This is a genomic window from Achromobacter sp. ESBL13 (assembly GCF_036668755.1).
GTDB lineage: Bacteria > Pseudomonadota > Gammaproteobacteria > Burkholderiales > Burkholderiaceae_B > Achromobacter.
This window is the reverse complement of the sequence record NZ_JAZEVT010000005.1, coordinates 116565-136815: the sequence shown is the minus strand read 5'-3', so window position 1 is coordinate 136815 and position 20251 is coordinate 116565. Positions and strand designations below refer to the sequence as shown.

Here is a 20251-nt window from a genome sequence, read left to right as displayed (position 1 = left end):
ACCTGAGCTGCGTGGGCAGCGGACCTGGCATATACAGAAGTCTTGATAAATACAACAACCGGAGACAAGCGTGTCTGACAAGCAACTGCATCGCATCCCTTTGGGCGGCAATCTGGCCGCCATCATCATCTGCGCCAGCAGCGCCCTGCTCGCGCCTGGGAGCGCGGCTGCCGCCGATTGGCCCGACGGCAAACCCATCACCATCGTCGTCCCGTTTTCGCCTGGCGGTTTCACGGATCTGGTTGCGCGCCGCTACGCTCAGGACCTGGGCAATGCGTTGAAGACGACCATCGTGGTTCAAAACAAACCCGGCGCCAGCGGCCAGATCGGCACTGCGCTGATCGCGCGCGAGAAGCCGGACGGCTACAACCTGCTTGTCACGGCCACGCAGCACGTGATCTATCCCGGCCTGCAGCCCAACCTGCCCTACGACCCGAAGAAGAGCTTTTCCAACGTGGCCATTCTGGCTTACGCGCCTAACGTTCTGCTGGTTCCCGCCAAATCCCCCCTCTCCAACGCCAAGGAATTCACGGCCTACGCCGACCAACAACCTGGCGGTCTGGCTTTTGGCTCCAGCAGCGTGGGCGGCTCGGCGCACATGTCCGGCGAACTCTACAAAATGGTCACCGGCGCCCATCTGCGCCATATTCCCTACAAGGGCGCCGCGCCAGCCGTCACCGACCTGATAGGCGCGCAGATCCCGGCGGCATTCCTGGACGCAACGTCGGCAGCCGCCTTCATCCGCTCGGGCGACGTCAAGGCCCTGGCGGTCACGTCCAAAGACCGCCTGCCCAGCTTGCCCGATGTACCCACCGTTGCCGAATCCGGCTATCCAAGCTACGAATCGCAGGCTTGGATAGGCCTGTTCGGACCCGCGGGCATGCCGACACCCATCGTGCAGAAACTGAACCAGATCGCCATCGACAGCGCCAACACCGAAGCCAACATAAAATGGCTCAACGACAACAATGCCACGCCGGCCAAGCTCTCGGCCGCGCAGGTCACGGGCTTCGTCGATGCCGAGCTCGACAAATGGAAAACCGTGATCGACCGGGCGCACGTCACGGTCCAATAGCACGGTAAGGCGCTCGCAAAGCGGGCGCCGTACCCATGGGACCCGCGTCTTTGGCATTGCGGAACGGCGCCATGGAGATGGCCTCTGCAATGGGCGTCAGCATTTGGTTTTTCCAATCCGATGGGTGGCTCTAATGGGCACGCTGCCCATCGTCGCCGCCCTGCCGCCTTCAGCGCCCTGGAACATTCTGTCCAAGTCGCCCGCCCTTAACGCGAACAGTCAGGCACGAAATTACCCAGAAAACCGCCTCACATCCTCCGTTCTACAACGTCTCGGGAATACCACTGCGAAAAAAAAAATGCGCTCAAACTTGCGGAATACGTAGCTCGAATAGTCCGAAAGATGTAATTTTGTCGGGGAAATAAACAGCAGCACTGATGCCCGGTAGTACGTCCACTAAACAAGGTGTGCACGGAAAAGGAGCGTGTTGTATGTATCTCACCAAGGTGTCGGGCGGCCGCCCCAATAACATCTGGATCAAGACGCGCTGGTGCCTCTTGATTGGTTCGCTGAACATGGGTGTCGACGTGGCGGCGCAGACGACCTGCCCCGCAGGGCCTGTGTCCCAATCTGGCACCGCGTGCCAGGTGACCGCCGGTTCCACGATCAATGTACTGAGCGCCACACAGCCCGGCCTGGATGCACAGGGTTCCGGCGGGGCGATCTCGGCAACTGGCGTGACGATAAACCTTGGCGGGACGGGTTCGACCTTGCCGCGCACCTATGTGGGCGCGCAGGCCGTCAATGGTGGTCGCATCACCTTCGACAACGGCGTGCTCAACACCGTGCAGGCCGCGACGGGCCAGCAGGGACTTGTGGCGTCCGGCGCGGGCAGTTTGGTAACGACGTCCGGATCCAGCATCACGCTGGGGCTTGCCACCACCGTGAACGACAACGTCGGCGTGCTGGCGGTGGGCGGTGGGACCGTGCGGATGATTGCCACCGATGTGGCCGCCCGGGGGGGTGGCGGTGCCCGCAATCACGCGCTTTCAGCGACGGGCGTGGGCAGCTTCATTTCGCACGCGGGCGGTCTCATCAGCACCAGCGGACGGGGCTCGTTCGGAGTGCAGGTCGATGCGGGCGCATCGGTTGCGCTTGGGCCAGGCACGACGATAAGCACAACGGGCACCATCACCTCGGGCGGTTCGGCAATCGGCAGTTACGGCGTGTGGGCAAACGGATCGGGGACAAACGGGGCAACCGTGGTGCCGAGCCACGTCGACGCAAACGGCATATCGATCATCACCGGAGACCCGGCCCTTGCGGCCAGCAGCGGCACCAGCGCGGCAGGGGTGCGCCTGGAGAACGGCGCCAGCGCGTCCCTGACCGATGTGTCGATCACGACCCGAGGCGCCGGCACGACGATCAATCCGGCAGCGGGCGTGCTGGTGATGTCAGGCAGCAGCGTACTGTTGCAGGGCACAAGCTCTGTCACCGCGCAGGGCCAGTTCGGACATGGGCTCGTGGTACAGGACGCGGGTTCCAGCGCAGTGGTGAACGGCGGGACGTTTCAGGTGAATGGTGCGCGGTCCATCGGCATCAACGTCCTGGCCGGCGGCACCGTTACGATGAATTCCGCCAGCGTTGCGGCGGGGTCCGGCGCCGCGATCGGCGTTCAGGTCGACGGCGGCACGTCGGGCGTGGGCACCTCGTTCACCGCAACAAACACCACCATAGCCGCGTCCAACGCCACCGGGCATGCGGTGCGCGCCAATGCGGGCGCCAGCGTCACGCTGACCCAAGGGTCAGTGACCAGCAACGGAATCAACGCCGATGGCTTGATCGCTGCAAATTCCACCATCACGGCCACGGACGTCACTATCCTGACAACCGGCGACGGCAACGCGATGGGCGTCCTGGCGGACCTGAACAGTTCGATCTCGGTGACAGGCGCCAGCGTCACCACCGCGGGCACGGTTTCCGGGGGGGACCGCCGTCCCCACGCGGTGGCGGCCCGCAACCCGGGGGCACGACTGTCTGTCACTGACAGCACCCTGCGAACCAGTGGCGATGAAGCGATGGGCGTGGTCGCCGACGATGGAGGCTCGGTCGCCCTTGAGCGCGTACCGCTCACCACTTCGGGCACGCTGGCCATCGGCGCATTTGCCGTGGTGGAACAAGCCGGCGCGCGGTTCGCGGCAGACATCGTGGCCACCGACTCGACCATCCGCACAACCGGTCTGCGCGCCTACGGCACACTGGCGCAACGTAATTTTCTGGACGCGCCGGCCACCGTGCGCCTGTTCAATTCCTCGGTCACGACGGAAGGCGCGCAAGCGGTGGGCCTGCGAGCGGTCAGCGCGGGCGCCGTCACGGCCACGACAAGCCGCGTGCTGACGCAAGGCGCGGCCGCGCACGGCGCGCTGGCGCGAGACAGCGGCAGTCTGGTCACGCTTAACCAGACGCCAGTCACGACGCAGGGAGTAGCGTCGCACGGGGCAGTGGCGCAAAACGGCGGCAGGGTCGTCGGTGACGGGGCCGAGATCCGCGCCAACGGCGGTACGGCAATGGGCCTTTTTGTGGTGGGCGACCCGGGGCCGGCAGCCAGCATCGACCTGGCAAGATCCAGCGTGACAAGCGTGGGCGGCCCGGCGATCGGCATGGCCGGCCTTGCCAACGTCACGCTGCTGAACAGTACGGTTTCGGGAAATGGCGTATGGCTGCAAGTGGGCAGCATCGACAACTTCCCTCTGCTGTCTGCGCCGGATGCGCCCCTGGGGGGCATCCCGGATCCCGACACACTGCTGGGCGACGCCGTCGCCGCGCCCCCTCCCGTCACCGCCGTGGGCACGGCTGGGCAGGCTACCGTGACCGCCTCGGGTTCAACATTGACAGGCGCCGCGTTAACCGCGGCGGGCAGCGTTTCAAACGTGGCCTTGCAGTCGAATACCGTTTGGTCAATGACGGGCAATTCCAACATCACGAACGTGACGAACACCGCCAGCCAGATCGTTTACGCGCCGCCTGTCGGGAACGTCTACAAAACGCTGACCGTTTCAAATTACGTGGGCGGCGCCGGCAGCGTCGTCGCGCTGAACACATTTCTGGAGGGCGACGGCTCGCCTTCCGACATGGTCGTCATTACGGGCACCGCCACCGGGCAAAGCGGCTTGCGTATCACCAATACCGGCGGTGCGGGCGCTGTGACACAAGCGAGCGGCATCAAGGTAGTGGATGCGATCGGCGCCGGGACGACGACAGGAACCGCCTTTGCACTAAGCGGGCGCGCCGTCGCGGGGCCCTACGAATACCGGCTGTTTCGCGGAGGCACCGCGCCGGAGGAAGCTGATAACTGGTATTTGCGATCTGAAAAGAACCCCGCGCCCCCGGTGCCTCCGGACGGACCGCCGGTGCCGCCCGCCCCCCCTGATCCCGAGCCCTTGTATCGTCCCGAAGTGGCTGCCTATCTTGCCAACCAACGCCTGGTGGGGCAGATGTTCGTGCAAAGCATGCATGACCGGCTTGGTGAACCGCAGTTCATTGAGACGCAGCAATTCGACGACAACGACAGCAAGCGCAGAGCGCTCTGGCTGCGCGCCGTCGGTAAATGGGAAGGGTCACACAGCCGGGATGGCAACTTTGATGTCAGCACCAACCTGTTCCTGCTCCAGGGCGGCGGCGACATCGCCCAGTGGAAGCTGTTTTCCGACACCGACAGACTGCACGTTGGCGTGATGCTTGGATATGGAACTGCCGACAGCACGGCACGCGCCGATGGTAATCCGTACAAGGCAAAAGGACGTGTCGATGGCTACAACGCCGGGCTGTACGGCACGTGGTTTCAAAATAACGAAACCAAGCTAGGCGCTTACGTCGATACGTGGTTCCAGTACGGCTGGTTCAACAACAGAGTCCAGGGCAGCGATCTGCCGCGTGTTGACTACGACTCGCAGGGCTGGGCCATTTCCGCCGAAACCGGATACGCGTTCAAGCTGCGCGAAAACTGGATGCTTGAACCTCAAGCCCAGATCATCTACGTCGACACAAACACCGATAGCGTCACCGAAGAAAACGGAACGCGCGTCGATAGGGCCGACTCCAACGGAACCATCACACGCCTGGGCGTGCGCACGTATTCGACCTTTGACCTGGGCAATGCGCGCAAGGCGCAACCCTTTGCCACGATCAACTGGTGGCATACCAATGTTGACAGCTCCGTGTCGTTCAACCAGCTGCCGCTGGGCGAGCTCTATCCCAAGGACAGGTACGAGCTCAAGCTGGGCGTGCATGCGGATTTCACCAAAGGCTGGACCGGCTGGGTCAATGCGTCAGGCAGTTGGGGCGCGCAGGACTATCACCAATACGCGGGCCGGATCGGCGTGAAATATACGTGGTGATGCGCGACGCCCATGAGCCCGCGTTTCGAGCAGGTGGAAACCTGCTCGTCATTTAATCGACCGCGGCGGTTCGTGTATTTCCACCATCCCCGGCTGCGTGGCGCGGCACCGCGCCCGACAGTTTAGGAGGCCGTCGTCTTTCGTTTCCGCGTCTTGCTTTGCAGGTAGAGCTCGCCCCAGGCCTTCATCGCTTCCAGCGTCGGAGCCAAGGTGGTTCCTAGCGCCGTCAGCGTGTACTCCACGCGTGGAGGCACTTCGGCAAAGACTTCACGGCTGACAATGCCGCTTGCCTCAAGCTCGCGCAGCTGCAACGTCAACGAGCGCTGAGTGACCCCGCCGATCAGCTTTTTCAGTTCGCCGAAACGCTTGGTGCCGCTGAGCAGATAGTGAATGATCAACGGCTTCCATTTCCCCCCCGCGATGTGTACGGTGATTTCCACCGCGCATCGGTATTGATCTAGCTTGCCACGCGCCATGATGCCGCCCTGGTTCAGATAAAGCCTCAATAGTATATTTTTTATCCTTACATATAAACAATGTGCCTACTTGTAGAAAAGCCACTGGATTTCGATAATGCCGGTTCACGGAAGCATGTCTTCCATGTCCGAGAACAAATCCATGAAAGCTGCTTTTTACGAACGCCAGGGCCCCGCGCATGAAGTGCTCTGCGTCGCTGACATCCCCGACCCCCATCCCGGCCCCGGTGAAGTCCGGGTGCGGGTGCGCGTGTCGGGGCTGAACCCCACCGACCTCAAGGCCCGCACGGGATTTTCCGCTGCGATGCCGTTTCCGCGCATCATTCCGCACCAGGACGGCGCGGGCGTTATTGATGCCGTGGGCGATCCGAACGAGGCCGGTCGGGTTGGCCAGCGGGTATGGATCTATGAAGCCCAGTACGGCAGGCCGACCGGAACCGCCGCGGACTACGTCGTGGTGCCATCGGCGCAGGCGGTGCCATTGCCGGATAACGCATCTTTCGAGGTCGGGGCGTCACTGGGCATCCCGGCCTTGACGGCCCATCGCTGTCTTTTCGCCGATGGCGACATCCGTGGCAAGAACGTGCTCGTGCAAGGCGGGGCGGGCGTGGTGGGCACCGCCGCCATCCTGCTGGCGAAGTGGGCGGGCGCCTGGGTTGCGGCCACCGTCATGAACGAAGCGCAGGCCACCGTCGCTCGCGCGGCGGGCGCGGATCTGGTGTTGGACCGTCTGAACGACGATGTCGCCTCGGCAATCAAGGCGCGCACGGGCAATATGGGCGTCGACCGCATCGTCGAGGTCAACGTGAAGGCGAATCTGGATATCGACATGGCATGCCTGGCGCCTGGAGGTGTCATCAGTTCGTACGCGATGTCGCATGCCGACGACGCGCTTGCGTTGCCATTGTTAAGCGCGATGGTGCATGGCTGCGTCTTGCGGTTCGTGTTTATCTATACGGTGCCCAGGGCTGCGAAGGTCCAGGCGATCAAGGACATCAACGCCTGCCTGGCAAGCGGGAGCTATGCCCCGCATATCGGGATGAAACTCGAACTGGATAAAATAGCCGACGCTCACGTCGCGCTTGAATCGGCATCTGTCGTGGGCAAGGTGCTCGTCGCCTTGTGAAGCGTTTGCCGGCCCGGTCTGCCACGCCGCACGGTCCGGCCGCTACGCCTGTGCTCCGCCATCAACAGTGCTTTTCAAGGAACCCCATTCCATGCGTACCGCAACAGAGGCAGCAAGCGTCGCCATCGTCGGGCCCGGCGCCATCGGCACTACGGTCGCGGCGGCCTTGCACCAGTCCGGCCGCACGCCCTTGCTGTACGGACGCACGCCGCGCCGTGAACTGATTCTTCAGGACGGCGACCAACGCATTACGGTGCCGGGACCAGTGCGCAGCGACCCCGGCCAGATCGATGGCGCCGCCGACATTGTTTTTCTTGCAGTCAAGGCAACGCAGATCGATGCCGCATCAGGCTGGCTGGCGGCGTTGTGCGGCCCGGACACCGTCGTGTGCGTATTGCAGAACGGGGTCGAGCAAATGGAGCAGGTCGCCCTGCATGCCCCCAGCGCGCGCATCATTCCCGCCGTTGTGTGGTTTCCCGCGCAGGCGCAGCCGGACGGCTCGGTGCGCTTGCGTGGCGAGGCGCGGCTTAGCCTGCCGGATACGAAGGCTGCGCACGTGGTGGCAGAGGCGCTGCGCGGGACCTTGTGCGCGGTAGACGTCACCGCCAACTTCCAGACACTGGCCTGGCGCAAGCTCTTGCAGAACGCGGTGGCGGGTTTGATGGCGCTTACCCATCGCCGCGCCGGCATGTTCGCGCGGCCCGACATCGCCACGCTTGCCATCGCTTATTTACAGGAATGCCTTTCCGTGGCCCGGGCTGAAGGGGCGCAGCTGGGCGACGAGACTCCGCAGGAGATTCTTGCAAAGTTCCAAGCCGCCCCGGCCGACATGGGCACGTCCATTCTGGCGGACCGCCAGGCGGGCCGGCCGCTGGAATGGGATATCCGCAACGGCGTCATCGCGCGCCGCGCGCGCGCCCACGGCATCCCCACGCCGATCAGCGACATCGTGGTGCCGCTGCTGGCCGCCGCCAGCGACGGACCGGGCTGACCCACGGGCAGGGGCCTGGGTTGCCAGGCAGCCGGGCCGGATATCGGGAACGCGGCTTGCTGCATTGAAGTTTCTTCCAACAGAGGAGACATCATGGCCGACGACCTGAAGGATCGAGGACCCCAAGACCGGTCCCGCATCAATGTGAACGAAGCCCACGAACTGCGCTACTGGACGCAGGCGTTAGGGGTCACCGAGGCGCAGCTGCGCGAGGCGGTGCAGGCGGTGGGCGCATCCGCCGCCGCGGTGCGCAAACATCTGGGTAAGTGAAGTCGGGGCCGGCGCGTCAGTGCCGGCCCTTTTCCCTTTCTTGTTGACCAGGCGCCAGCCCTTCCCGGAGACACACGGGCATGAAAACAAGCGTCGAGCGACTTCCGCAATTCGCCGGCGGGCTACTAGTCCTGTTGCTGGCGGCCTTCGGGCTGTTCCTGGCGGCCATGGTTTTTTCCCTGTATCTGTCGGTGGAAAAAAGCGACGACATGTCGGCCCAGCGGCAAAGCCGTGAACTGGGGCAGGCCATCAGCGCCGTGCTCGACGACGTGTCGCAGGCACAAGAGGGCGTGGCGCTGTGGGACATGCTGCTGGACGAACTTGCCAAGCCGAAGCCCGACCCGGCCTGGTTGGATGACAACGTGGGTACCTTGTTGTATCGGCTGTTCAATCAGGACGTCATTTTCATCCTGGGCCCGGACGATGAGCCCGTCTACGCCAGCGTGAACGGCCAGGCCGCCTCGCCGTCGATGTACCTGTCATACCAGCCCGCCATCAACAGATTCGTTGACCTGACGCGCGGACGGATCAGCAGGCCCAACAACGATCATGAACGCTTGCCGGGACAATTGCCGGCTACCGAGGCCACCTTGCGCACCACCTCGTCCGCCGTGCACGCCACCGATCTGGCCATCGTGCAGGATCGCCCCGCCGTGGTCAGCGTAATGCGCATCGACCACTTTCAGATGCGCCCCGCCACGCCGGGCGCCGACCCGCACAATCTGCTTGTCAGTGTCCGGTACATCGATGGCGATTTTCTGTATGCGTTCTCGCGAGGCAACCTGGTTGAAGGGCTGCATTACCATCCTGAACGCGTGCACCATGACAATGACGGAGAGCGCGAGCTGGCGTTGACCTCATCGGATGGCGCGCCTATCGGCTATCTGATGTGGCGGCCGGACCTTCCCGGCTCGGAATTATGGCGCGCGATGCTGCCCGCCTTCGTCTCCATGATCGGAGGCGCCCTGGTCATCGTGGCGTTCCTGGCGCTGCGCACGTACCGCTTGTTGCGCGACCAGCAATCGCACCTGAGCGCGCTGCGCGCAGCGCACGTAGAGTTGAAGGCCAGCGAAGCGCATGCCCAGCACCTGGCCTTTCATGACGTGCTGACCGGGCTTGCGAACCGCGCCTACTTCGCCACCTTTGTCGACCAGGCGCTGGTGCGCAGACACCCCAATTCCAGCTGCGCGGTGCTGCTGCTGGACCTGGATCATTTCAAGCAGGTCAACGACACCTGGGGGCACGCCGCCGGCGACGCGCTGATCCAGGAATTCGCGCGCCGCGTCAAGGCGATACTGGGGCCGGACGATGTGATCGCAAGGCTGGGGGGAGACGAGTTCGCGGTGCTTGCGCAAAACACGTCCCAAGCGGCCACGGAGGCGTTGACGAAGGGCATTCTGGCCGAGGTGCGCGCCCCGTTCGAGCTGTTGGGCGGGCGCGCGTTTGTCGGCGCCAGCGTCGGCATATCCATGGCGCCCCAGGATGCGACAACGCGCAGCGAATTGATGCGCAAAGCGGACATCGCGCTGTACCGCGCCAAAGAGTCGGGCAGAAATCAGTATTGCTTCTTCGAACCGGAAATGGACGAGACCCTGAAGGCCAAGGCGTTGATGGAGGCAGACCTGCGCGCCGCGTTGGCCGACGGCGGCCAGCTAAGCGTGTATTTTCAGCCGCAGATCGATAGCGGTACGCATCAACTGGTGGGGGTCGAGGCGCTGATCCGATGGCATCACCCGACCACCGGTGCCGTGCCGCCACAGATTTTCGTAGCGGTTGCCGAGTCCACGGGGCTGATCGTGGAGCTGGGCGATTGGGTGCTGCGCGAAGCGTGCCGCGCCGCCTTGCAATGGCCGGGCCTGTCCATCGCGGTGAACCTTTCCCCCGTTCAGTTTCGCAGCACCGGCTTCGCCGCCCGCGTCATCGACCTGGTGACGGCGGCGGGCGTCAGCCCCAAGCAGATCGAACTGGAGGTGACCGAAGGCGTGTTCATCGAGGACGACGGGCGCGTGCAAAGCGCCATCGCCCAGTTGCGCGCGGTGGGGTTCAGGATCGCGCTGGACGACTTTGGCACGGGCTATTCCAGCCTGAGCTATTTGCAGAAATTCTCCGTCGACAAGATCAAGATCGATCGCAGCTTTGTGGCCAATATTGGCGAAGGCGCGGACTCCACCGCCATCGTCAACGCCGTCGTGACGCTGGGCCGCTCGATGGGGCTGACGGTCAACGCCGAGGGCGTCGAGACGGCGGCGCAACGCGATTTTCTACGCGCTGCCGGATGCGACGAGCTGCAAGGCTTTCTGTTTTCGAAAGCAGTGCCGGCGGAAGAAATTACGCAGCATTTGCAAATGGCACGCGCGGCGGACTGAACGTTGGGCGAACGGGCGAACGCGCCCGCGGGCCAGCGGGCCGCAGGCCGCTTACGCCGAAACCGTGCCCGCAAAATGTGGCGAGCTGCCAGAGTATTCGATCAGCAATTCCGTCAGGACCCGGATCTTGCGCGCGGGATGCTGACCGGGCGGCCTCGCTTCTCCGTCCTGAAGACTCGGTATTCCGCAAGCAGCTGATCATTGCCGGCTTGTGGACCGAGGTCTGCGTGGCGATGCCGGCGATCCAGGCGGCGGGCGAAGGCTGGGATGTGACGGTGGTGACCGACGCGTCCGGCGGCGTGTCGGTCGAAGCGCACGCAGTGGCGCTTCAGCGCATGGCGGCGGCCGGCGTCAACTTGATGACGTGGCTGGCGGTGGCCGGCGAATGGCAGCGCGACTGGGCGCGCCCGGGCACCGCCGAAGCGCTGGCCAATGTACTGGTCCAACACGCGGCCGGCGCCGGCATCGCGCACCTGTGGGAACAGCAGTTGCTGAATACGCCCGCGCCCGCCACCGCAAGCTGATCGCGGCGGCGCCCCGAACCGGCGCCACGACGGCATAAGTTGCCCTTCCTGGCGCCGGGGCCATTCCGGCCTGGGGCAAGGTGCCGAGGAATGCTGATATGACGACAAACGCAGTCTTGCTGATGGGTGGCACTGGTTCCATCGGCCGCTTGAGCGCCCGTGCTTTGCGGGCCGTTTACCCCGATGTCCCGTTGCTGATCGGCGGGCGCGATGCGGCAAAAAGTGCCGACGCGGCGGCCGAGCTGGGCAATGCCGAAAGCGTGGTGATTGACTCGCGCGCCCGCGATCTGGGGCTGGGCGAGCGGCCGGTAGGGGCCGTGGCCGTCTTTTACGCCGATGATCGATTGGCCGGCCTGCGCTTTGCGCAGCGACGCGGTGCGCCCCACCTGGGAATTTCTTCCGGTGTCTATGAAATTGCGCCCGAAGTTGCTGCGTACATGCAGTCGCCCGGCACCTGTGCCATCGTGCTGGGCTATGAATGGCTGGTGGGCGCCACCACCATCGCCACGTTCGATTGCGCGCGCGCCTTTGCGCAGCTGCACGACATCAAGATCGGCGCCCTTGTCGACGAGCAGGACGGCGGCGGCCCTGCCGTAGCCGAGGATTTCGAGCGCCTGAACCGCATGATGCCGGCCGCCTTGACGCTGCGTGATGGCCGCTACGTCTGGCGTGGCAAAGAAGACGCCCGGGCCGAGTTTCGCGCCATCGACGGCACGGTGATGCAAGCCCACGGCTTCTCGTCTATCGATGTGGCGGGTCTGGCCACGGCAACCGGGGCGCCCAACGTGCAGTTCAATATCGCAACCGGCGTCAGTTCATCGCGGCGGCGCGGTGAACCGAAATCGACCGAGATCATCATTGAGCTGGCGGGCAAAGGCCATGACGGCCGTGCGCTGCGGACCCGTCATGCGGTGTTCCACCCGCGCGGCGCGGCCCATTTGACGGCGCTGGGCGTCAGCATGATTCTTGAGCGGCTGGCCGGCCTGGACGGCAACCCGCCCACGCCGCCGGGGCTGCTCTTTCCCTTTCAGGTGGTCGATCACGGTACCTACCTGTCGCGCCTGTGGGCCGAGGGCGGCAGCATCATCGCGCTTGACCCCGTGCAGTAGGGGCGGGTGACAACCGCGTCAAAACCGGGCGTCGACGACATGGCCATCAACCCCAGCCGCTATCTGGGCATCACGGGCTTTGCGCTGATCGCCGCCTGCTACGGCTTCGCGCGGTTTGCCTTCGGGCTCTTCCTGCCTCGGATCGACGCGGAACTTAGCCTGTCTTCGACCCTGAGCGGCTTGATTTCGGGCGCGGCATTTCTGACTTACTGCGTGGCAGTCATCCTGTCGGCCTGGCTGACCGAACGCCTCGGCCCCCGCTTTGTCGCCATCGGCGCGGCGCTGATTGCGGCGGCGGGCATGGCGGGTATCGCGGCGGCGCCCACGGCGCCTTGGCTGGCGGGCGCCGTCATGCTGGCCGGATCCAGCACAGGCTTGGTATCGCCCGCGCTGGCGGCGGCGGTTGCGGCGGGCGTTCCGCCTGGCCGCCAGAACGCCACCAACGCCTTCATCAACGCGGGCACCGGCGCGGGCGTGGCCTTGTCCGGCCCCGTCGCGCTGATGATGGGCGAGCAGTGGCGCGTGGCCTTCGCGGGCTTTGCCGCCGTGGCTTTCGGGTTGGCGTTTGCCGTGGCGTTCATCCTGCCCCGGCGCACGCCGGGTGCAACCACCGGCGCCACCACCACCGGCAACGGCATCCCGATGTTAAGTGGCGTCCTGCGGCGCTTGATCGCGGCGGCCTTCCTGACGGGCGCGGCCAGCACCGCGATCTGGTCTTTCGGAGGGCAGCTGGTCGCCCTGCGCTTGAACTGGAGCGGCACCGGCGCGGGCCTGCTGTGGACCGCCATCGGGGCTGCCGGGATCGTGGGCGCGAGCGCGGGGCACTGGATCGCACGGTTCGGCATTGACCGCGTGCACCGAGTGTTTCTGACGGCCATGGCCGCAAGCGTGCTGCTGGTCGGCATCGACGGCACGTCCGCGCCCTTGGCGCTGTTGGGCGGCGCGCTGTTCGGCGTGGCCTACATCACGCTCACCGGCGCCTATCTGCTATGGGGCGTGTCGGCCCTGCCCCAGCGCCCCGCCACCGGCGTGATGATTGCGTTTCTGGCGCTGGCCATCGGCCAGACGGCGGGCGCGGCGATCTTCGGGCTGCTGATGGACCGTTTCACGGCCAATCACGCCGTTATCCTTTTTGCCGCCCTTGCCTTGACGGCAGGAGTCGCACGGGCCGAGACCGCCGACGATGCCCAGCGCCGCCGATTTCCGGCGTGCAAGAAACAGTCGCCACAATAATCTACGAACGCGCCCGACGACTCGCTGCAACGGGACAAGCAGGCCGCCTATCTGCCGCCCTTCCCGTTCTTAACCCCTGGCGCGGATTTTCACGCCTGCCCAATCTTCAACCATCCGCGCCACGTCGGCGTAGTCGGCGTCTCGGCCATGGATAGCGGTGGTCATCACCAGCATCTCGCGCACTGACGAGCCCACGACCATGGGCACGCCATGGCGCTCGGCTTCTTCCAGGCACAGGCGCACATCCTTGTGGGCAAGGCGCGCAGCAAAGCCGACGTTGAAGGTGCCGGTCAGCACCGCACGGGGGAACTTTTCCAGGGTGGCCGAATTGCGGCCGGACCCGGCGTTGATGACGTCCAGCATCACGCTGGGGTCCAGCCCGGCCTTGACGCCCAGCGCCATCGCCTCCGACGTAATGGCCACGGCGGTGGCGGACAGCAGGTTGTTGGCCAGCTTCATGACTTGGGCCTGGCCGGCTTCGGCGCCCAGATAAAAGGTCTTGCCAAAGTGGCTCAGCACCTCGCCCAAGGCGTCGTAGCGCGACCGGGGGCAGGCCACCATGATGGCCAGCGTGCCGCGTTCCGCGCCGGTGGGTCCGCCGCTGATCGGCGCATCCACGTAGTCGATGCCCTGGGCAGCCAGCGTGTCGTATGCACGCCGCGCCGCCACCGGCCCGACAGTGGATAGATCCACCACGCACTTGGCGCGCGATGCACCCGCCAGCCCGTGCTTACCGCCTAATACCTCGTCCACCACCTTGCCGTCCGGCAGGCTCAAGAACACCACATCGGCCGCATCCCCAACGGCGCGCGGGGTGTCGTGCCCCTCGGCGCCCAGCGCTTCCAGTTGCTGGCGCACGGCTGAATCGGTATCTGCAACGTGCAGCGTATGGCCGGCCTGGATCAAGCGTCTGGCCAGGGGGTTTCCCATGTTGCCCAATCCGATGAATCCGTAAGTTGTCTTGCTCATTGTTGTTCCTTGGGGCGATGCCGGTGGCGGCGCATCAGCGCGGTTGCAGGCCAATTTGTGTGGCCAGTTCGGAAAACTGCTGTTGGTCTTGTTGCAGGACACGCGCGAAGGCGGCCGGGCTGCGCTCTTGTGCTGACGGAACGCGCGCCGCCAAGCTGTCGATGCGCGCCTTGAAGTCAGGCGACTGAACCGCTTGGCTCAGGACCCGCGCCAACTTGTCCACCACGGCGTCGGGCGTGCCGCGCGGCGCCACCAGGCCATTCCAGATCTGCATATCGAACTGCGGGACCCCACCCTCGGCGAAGGTGGGCACGTCGGGCATTTGCGGCAAGCGCTTGGGCGATGCCACGGCAATGGCCTTGATCTGCCCGGCTTTATGCAGGGGCAGCATCGTGACGGTCTGGTCCAGCACCGACTGTATGGTGCCGCCCATCAAGTCGGTGATCGCGGGGCCCGACCCGCGATACTGCACCAGCTGCGCCTGCACGCCCGCCATGCGCAGGAACATCGCTTCGGCCAGGTGCGCGGTGGTGCCCGGCCCGCCGGAGCCGAAGTTCATCTTGAGTTCGCCGCTGCGCATGCCCGCCAGCATCGACGGCAGGTCCTTGATACCGCTTTGATTGCTGACGCTAAGCACCATGGGCACGTTGGCGACGGTGCCGACGGCCTTCGTGTCCTGCACGATGTCCAGGCCCGCCTTGGGATAAAGCAAGGGAATCAGCACCATGGATTGATTGCTGAACATCAGGGTGTAGCCATCCGGCGCCGAACGGGCCAGACGCTGAAATGCCAGCAGGCCACCCGCGCCGGTGACGTTTTCGACCACGAAAGTGGTTTTGGTGACCTTGCCCAGTTCGGTGGCGACCAGCCGCGCCAGCGCGTCCACGCTACCGCCGGGCGCAACGCCGACCATGATGGTGACGGGCTTGGATGGGTAGGCGTCCCCGGCGCTGGCGGCCTGGGCAAGGCCCAGGCCCAGGCCCAGGCCCAGACCAAGCCATAGTGCCGCGCCCGACAAGCGGGATGCGATGCGTCGCTTCATGTCGTCTCCTCCGTTCAGCGGCGATGCGGTGTCACGCCGCGTTATCGATCTGCGATCTGCGATATGCGTTATGCGATATGCGCCTCAGCGCCGGCGCAACAGGTCCATCAGCGTGCCGACGCCGCCCGCTTTGTCCAGATCCAAGATGGCTTGCAAGCAGCCGTCGGTGGCGCTGGGCGGCAGCCCGCCCAGCGGAAACAGGTGCAGGAATTTGTCGCGCACGTCTTGCCAGTCGATGCCGCGCGCGCCAGAGCCTCGGGGGGCACGGCACGTCGCGCGATGCACCGCGCCGTCGCGCAGGATGATCGATACCGTGCCGCCGTGGCGGTGGGGAAAGCGGTCGGGTAGCGGCGGCGGGTCGGGATCGAATTCGACCTTGTCCTGCAAGGCCGCGATGACGGGGTCCGCCATTTTGGTCTCGTCCATGTGGGCCCAGCCAAAGCCATCGTCGGCAATGGCGGCGGCCACGAAGTAAGGCAGGCTGTGCGCCGCGTCGACCAGATTGCGCGGATGGGGTTCGCCTTTGAAGTTGGTCCATTGCACGGCGGCCGACACCACGATGCGGTCAATGTCGGTGGGCCGGACGGCGCCGGCGCGTGCGGCGTCGGCCGCCGCTTCGGCGCATGCGTGAAAGGGGTGCGCGCCCGGCATCAGCTTGATGGCCAGGTCGGTAACGATGTCCCAGGATTCCCCCCAATCGCGCACGATGTCTTCGCGCGCCTGCCCGCCCAGGGCATCCAGCAACCCGCGCGGCGCTTCGAAGATTCCCAGCTCGCCCTCAAACCCGCGCTGCGCCGCGAGCGCGGCGCGTATGCCCGCGCCGGCGGCCTGGCCGGCGTGATATTCCCGCGCGCAGCTGGTGTCCGCCGCGATCGCCATGCCGCTGGCTGACGTCGCCGCCAGCGCGATGGCGTGCGCCAGTTGCAAGGCGTCAAGGCGCAGCAACAAGCCCGCGGCCACGCAGGCGCCGAACACGGTTGACCATGATCCGTGAAAGCCGCGTTGCATGCGGCCCGGGGTCAGGGATTCGTCAATGCGCCCCGCCACTTCGTAGCCCAGCACCATGGCAGCCAGCACATCGCGGCCGCTTGCGCCCTCTTGCTGGCCCACGGCCAGTGCCACGCTGGACACGATGGTGCCGATGTGCGCGATGCTGCGCATGTCGCTGTCGTCGGATGCGGCTGCGTCGCTGGCCACGGCGTTGGCGCGCGCGGCGGCGGCCAGCGGCAAGCGCCGGCCGTCGAACCACAGGCTGGCGGCGGGCGTGCCGCCGTCGGCCAGTTCGATGTCGCGGATGATGCGGGCCGATGCGATGCCATAGCCCATCGCGGCGCTGGCCAAGGTGCTGGCCAGGCTCATCTTGGCGCGTTCAAGCGCCAGGGCGGGCAGCGCGTCGGCGGGCGTGGACATGACAAGGTCCGCCAAGTGACGCGCTAGCGGGCGCGCCTTGGAAAGAGATTGCACAGTGGTTTCCTTGAAGAGTGCGTGGCGGGGGCGTTACCGCGCGGCCATTACCGCCGTGCCATTAGTGCGGTGCCGTCATTGCGCGGCTGTCATTGCGCGGCCGTTCCCAGTTCTTTCAGCACGGGAACCCATTTGGCAAGATCCTGGCGCACCAGGGCCTCGAAGGCGGCCGGCTTGGGCAGCGGCGTGTCGGGCAAGGTAAAGCCCTGTCCGATCAGCTTGTCGCGCAGCGCCGCCTGGCTCATGACCTTGTCCAGCGCGGCATGCAGGCGCGTCGACACGTCGGCCGGCAAGCCCGCCGGACCGACCAGGCCCCACCACAGCGTGACCGAGTAGTTCGCCAGGCCGCTTTCCTGCATCGTGGGCACGTCGGGCAGCAGCGTGGAACGCTTGGGCCCGGTAACGGCCAGCGCCCGCAGCTTGCCGCCGCGAACCAGCCCGATAGCCGCCGGCAGGTTGTACAGGCCCATGTCCACGTCGCCGCTGATGATGGCGCCCAAGCCTTGGGGCGCGCCGGTGTATGGCACGTGCAGCAGCGGCTTGTTCAGCATTTGCGCCACGGTGGCGCCGGCGATGTGGTGGCTGGTGCCCACCCCGCTTGAGGAATATCGAAAGGACTCGGCGGGCTTGGCCTTGATGGCGGCCAGCAGCGACGGGGCATCCTGGTACGGCGATTTTGTGTCAACCACCAGCAGGTTCTGCACGTCGGCGATTTCACTGACGAACGTGAAATCCTTGATGGAGTCGTAGCCGGGCGATTTATAAAGCACCTGGTTGTTGACGAAGGTGCCTTGCGCGGCGATGCCCAGCGTGTAGCCGTCCGGCTTGGCACGGGCAATGTCAACCGTGCCGATGGTGCCCCCGGCGCCGCCCTTGTTATCTACCACCAACGGTTGACCCAGCTGGTCGGACAAGGCGGACGCGACGACGCGCGACAGCGTATCGGCCGCGCTGCCCGCCGCGAAAGGCACGATCAGGCGGATGGGTCGTTCGGGGTAGGCCGCCTGCGCGCCGGCGGCCCACGATGCCGTGCCGAAGGCCAGCCCCAACGTCACCGCGCACATCAAGCCCAATGCCCCGCGAAACCGGGGTAGCGGCGCCAAGACGCCAGCCCGCCGTCGAAAAGATCCGTCCATGCGTGTCTCCTCCTTGTGGCGCCGCACTGCATGCGGACGCTTGATTTAGTTTTATCAATCAAGGCAGACTGTAGGCGCGTTCTTTCTCAGCGTCTGTCGAAACTTTTTGATCGACCATTGAGTTGTTTTCAATCATGCACAAACTCAGAAATCGCTTGGGCCCGCTGCGGGTTCTGGATGCCGTCCACCGAGGCGGCGGCGTAGGGCGCGCGGCCGAATTGCTGCACGTCACGGCCGGCGCGGTCAGCCACCAACTGCGCCGGCTGGAAAGTGATCTGGGGGTGCCACTGGTGCAAAAGGACGGCCGCGACATCGCCTTCACCACCGTCGGCACCGAGCTTGCGCTGGAGGCCGCCGAACTTTTCGACCAACTGGAAGCAGCGTTGGCCAGGGCGGCCGAGGCCGGCGCCAACCGTCGCATCCGCGTCAAGGTGATTCCCAGCTTCGCCATCAAATGGCTGATGCCACGGCTGGGATCGCTGTATGCGCAACACGCCGATATCGACATTGAAGTGGCCACGGTGGCACGCGCCGATGACACCGAATTGCACAACGCCGATTTCGTCGTGCGTTGCGGCAACGGCCACTGGCCCGGCCTGCGGGCCGACTTGTTATTTCCGGATGAGCTGGTGTTGGCGTGCTCGCCCGCGCTGGCCAGCCGCGTGCATCGTGCGCAAGACGTGCTGGGCGAAACGCTGCTGCAATCCATGATCGCGCCCGACTGCTGGGACCGCTGGCTGCTGTCGGCGGGCTTGAGCGCACGCAGCGACACCCGTTTCATCCCGCTGGCCAATGCCGTGCTGTGCTTGCAAGCGGCGGCCGAAGGCCTGGGTATCGCGGTCACGCAACGCGCCTACATCACCCATGACTTCGCCACCGGCCAGTTGGTCCAACCCCTGGCCCATACCGCGCGCAGCAGCAACGGCTACTACCTGGTCAGCAAACCCGACCGCGCCGCCACCGCGCCGTTCAGCACGTTTACCGATTGGCTGATCAGCGTGAAGTAGGCGCGCGCCGGGCCTTGATGCGGACTGCCCTGCCGCGATCAATTCACGGTGATGTTCGCTTCTTTGATCAGCTCGGCAAAGCGCGGCACATCCTTTGCGATCAGCGCCTGGAACGCAGACGCGCCCTGCTGCTTGGCGTCCGGGGCCTGCGCGGCAAGCTTGTCCAGCGACTCGCGGACCCCGGGGCTTTTCAAGGCCGCCGCCAAAGCCTGTTCCAGCCGCGCGATCACGGCGGGTGGCGTACCGGCCGGTGCGGCGATGCCGTTCCACACGCTCATGTTGAAGTCGGGCACACCGCCTTCCGCAAACGTGGGCACGTCGGGAATCTGCGGCAGGCGCGACGAGGCGGCTACCGCCAGCGCCGTGACGCGCTTGCCTTCATGGATGGGTATCATCGTGACGGTCTGATCGATCACCGCGTCCACCGTACCCGCCATCAAGTCGGCAATGGCCGGACCGGCACCCCGATACGGGACCTGCATGCCCTGCGTATTCGTCACATGCAGGAAGTACGCAGCAGCGATATGGCTGGTGGACCCCGACCCCGCGTTGCCGAAGTTCACGTCCGCGCCGTTCTTCTTCAAGCGCGCCACGAAATCAGGCAGCGTGGCGATGCCGCTTTTCTTGCTGACGGACAGCACCATCGGCACCGTGGCAACCAGCCCGATGGCGCTCATGTCGCGGCGCGGGTCGAACTTGGCTTTGGGGTACAGCGACGGCGCAATGGCCAGCGACCCCATGTTGCCGAAGGTGATCGTGTAGCCGTCGGGCGCGGCGCGGGTCACGCGTTGATTGCCGATCATGGTGCCGCCACCGCCCAGGTTTTCCACGACGACGGTCTGGCCCAGGTTCTCGCCCATGGCTTGCGCCACGATGCGGGCCAGCCCGTCGGTGGACCCGCCCGCCGCGTACGGCACCACCATCGATATGGCGCGCGTGGGATAGTCTTGCGCCAGGGCGTTAGCGCCAAGCGCGATCAGGCCGGCGCCCAGGGTCGCCAGAAAAATCTTCTTCATGGTTTGCTCCTCGCTATTTGTGCCGGCAACAGCCGGCCCTCCGCCTTGTCTTGGCGGTTGGGGTGATGCAGGTTGAAAGGCGGCGCGGCGGCTGCCGCGCCGTGATGGAG

General features: G+C 65.4%; 16 protein-coding genes. 10 read left to right on the top strand and 6 right to left on the bottom strand.

Annotated elements, in window-relative coordinates:
- Nucleotides 1-70: 70 nt before the first annotated feature.
- Both V6F88_RS19720 and V6F88_RS19715 read left to right on the top strand, forming a co-directional pair.
- Nucleotides 71-1075, top strand: coding sequence for a Bug family tripartite tricarboxylate transporter substrate binding protein (locus tag V6F88_RS19720; protein ID WP_332611626.1), 1005 nt, complete (start codon nt 71-73; stop codon nt 1073-1075).
- A gap of 431 nt (nt 1076-1506) precedes the next feature.
- Nucleotides 1507-5412, top strand: a complete 3906-nt coding sequence (locus V6F88_RS19715) for an autotransporter outer membrane beta-barrel domain-containing protein (RefSeq protein ID WP_332611625.1) — start codon at nt 1507-1509, stop codon at nt 5410-5412.
- Between the two features lie 122 nt (nt 5413-5534).
- Here V6F88_RS19715 and V6F88_RS19710 read toward each other — a convergent pair whose 3' ends face one another.
- On the bottom strand, nt 5535-5918 hold the full coding sequence (locus tag V6F88_RS19710) for a winged helix-turn-helix transcriptional regulator (protein ID WP_332611624.1): 384 nt from the start codon (nt 5916-5918) through the stop codon (nt 5535-5537).
- 94 nt (nt 5919-6012) lie between these two features.
- Between V6F88_RS19710 and V6F88_RS19705 the strand changes: the two genes are divergently transcribed.
- The 7 genes from V6F88_RS19705 (at nt 6013) to V6F88_RS19675 (ending at nt 13507) form a co-directional block, all read left to right on the top strand.
- Nucleotides 6013-7014 (top strand): NADPH:quinone reductase, encoded by a 1002-nt coding sequence (locus V6F88_RS19705; protein ID WP_332611623.1) that lies wholly within the window; start codon nt 6013-6015, stop codon nt 7012-7014.
- Nucleotides 7015-7105: 91 nt separating this feature from the next.
- Complete coding sequence (locus V6F88_RS19700) at nt 7106-8005, top strand: oxidoreductase (RefSeq protein WP_332611622.1); 900 nt, start codon at nt 7106-7108, stop codon at nt 8003-8005.
- A gap of 93 nt (nt 8006-8098) precedes the next feature.
- Complete coding sequence (locus V6F88_RS19695) at nt 8099-8275, top strand: DUF3606 domain-containing protein (protein ID WP_082134474.1); 177 nt, start codon at nt 8099-8101, stop codon at nt 8273-8275.
- 80 nt (nt 8276-8355) lie between these two features.
- A complete protein-coding gene (locus tag V6F88_RS19690; protein ID WP_332611621.1) occupies nt 8356-10641 on the top strand; it encodes a putative bifunctional diguanylate cyclase/phosphodiesterase in 2286 nt (761 codons plus the stop codon).
- Nucleotides 10551-11165: an isochorismatase family protein gene (locus tag V6F88_RS19685; RefSeq protein ID WP_332611620.1), complete on the top strand. Its 615-nt coding sequence runs from the start codon at nt 10551-10553 to the stop codon at nt 11163-11165. The genes V6F88_RS19690 and V6F88_RS19685 overlap by 91 nt, the downstream gene beginning before the upstream one ends.
- Nucleotides 11166-11263: 98 nt before the next feature.
- Entirely contained in the window at nt 11264-12274 is a 1011-nt protein-coding gene (locus tag V6F88_RS19680) for an NAD(P)-dependent oxidoreductase (protein WP_332611619.1), read from the top strand.
- Between the two features lie 6 nt (nt 12275-12280).
- Nucleotides 12281-13507: an MFS transporter gene (locus V6F88_RS19675; protein WP_332611618.1), complete on the top strand. Its 1227-nt coding sequence runs from the start codon at nt 12281-12283 to the stop codon at nt 13505-13507.
- Nucleotides 13508-13576: 69 nt separating this feature from the next.
- Here V6F88_RS19675 and V6F88_RS19670 read toward each other — a convergent pair whose 3' ends face one another.
- The 4 genes from V6F88_RS19670 to V6F88_RS19655 all read right to left on the bottom strand — a co-directional run bounded on the left by V6F88_RS19670 (nt 13577) and on the right by V6F88_RS19655 (nt 18118).
- The gene (locus V6F88_RS19670; protein WP_332611616.1) at nt 13577-14476 is read right to left on the bottom strand and encodes an NAD(P)-dependent oxidoreductase; all 900 of its coding nucleotides are present in this window, start codon (nt 14474-14476) and stop codon (nt 13577-13579) included.
- Nucleotides 14477-14510: 34 nt separating this feature from the next.
- Nucleotides 14511-15518 carry a Bug family tripartite tricarboxylate transporter substrate binding protein gene (locus V6F88_RS19665; RefSeq protein ID WP_332611614.1) on the bottom strand — a complete coding sequence of 336 codons (1008 nt, stop codon included), beginning with the start codon at nt 15516-15518 and terminating at the stop codon, nt 14511-14513.
- A gap of 84 nt (nt 15519-15602) precedes the next feature.
- Nucleotides 15603-16982, bottom strand: coding sequence for an MmgE/PrpD family protein (locus tag V6F88_RS19660; RefSeq protein ID WP_332611613.1), 1380 nt, complete (start codon nt 16980-16982; stop codon nt 15603-15605).
- An 89-nt stretch (nt 16983-17071) separates the two neighbouring features.
- Nucleotides 17072-18118 carry a Bug family tripartite tricarboxylate transporter substrate binding protein gene (locus V6F88_RS19655; protein ID WP_332611612.1) on the bottom strand — a complete coding sequence of 349 codons (1047 nt, stop codon included), beginning with the start codon at nt 18116-18118 and terminating at the stop codon, nt 17072-17074.
- Nucleotides 18119-18252: 134 nt separating this feature from the next.
- Between V6F88_RS19655 and V6F88_RS19650 the strand changes: the two genes are divergently transcribed.
- Entirely contained in the window at nt 18253-19125 is an 873-nt protein-coding gene (locus tag V6F88_RS19650) for a LysR substrate-binding domain-containing protein (protein ID WP_332611610.1), read from the top strand.
- A 38-nt stretch (nt 19126-19163) separates the two neighbouring features.
- On the opposite strand, the gene V6F88_RS19645 is transcribed toward V6F88_RS19650, so the two are convergent.
- On the bottom strand, nt 19164-20141 hold the full coding sequence (locus tag V6F88_RS19645) for a Bug family tripartite tricarboxylate transporter substrate binding protein (protein WP_332611608.1): 978 nt from the start codon (nt 20139-20141) through the stop codon (nt 19164-19166).
- Nucleotides 20142-20251 lie beyond the last annotated feature (110 nt).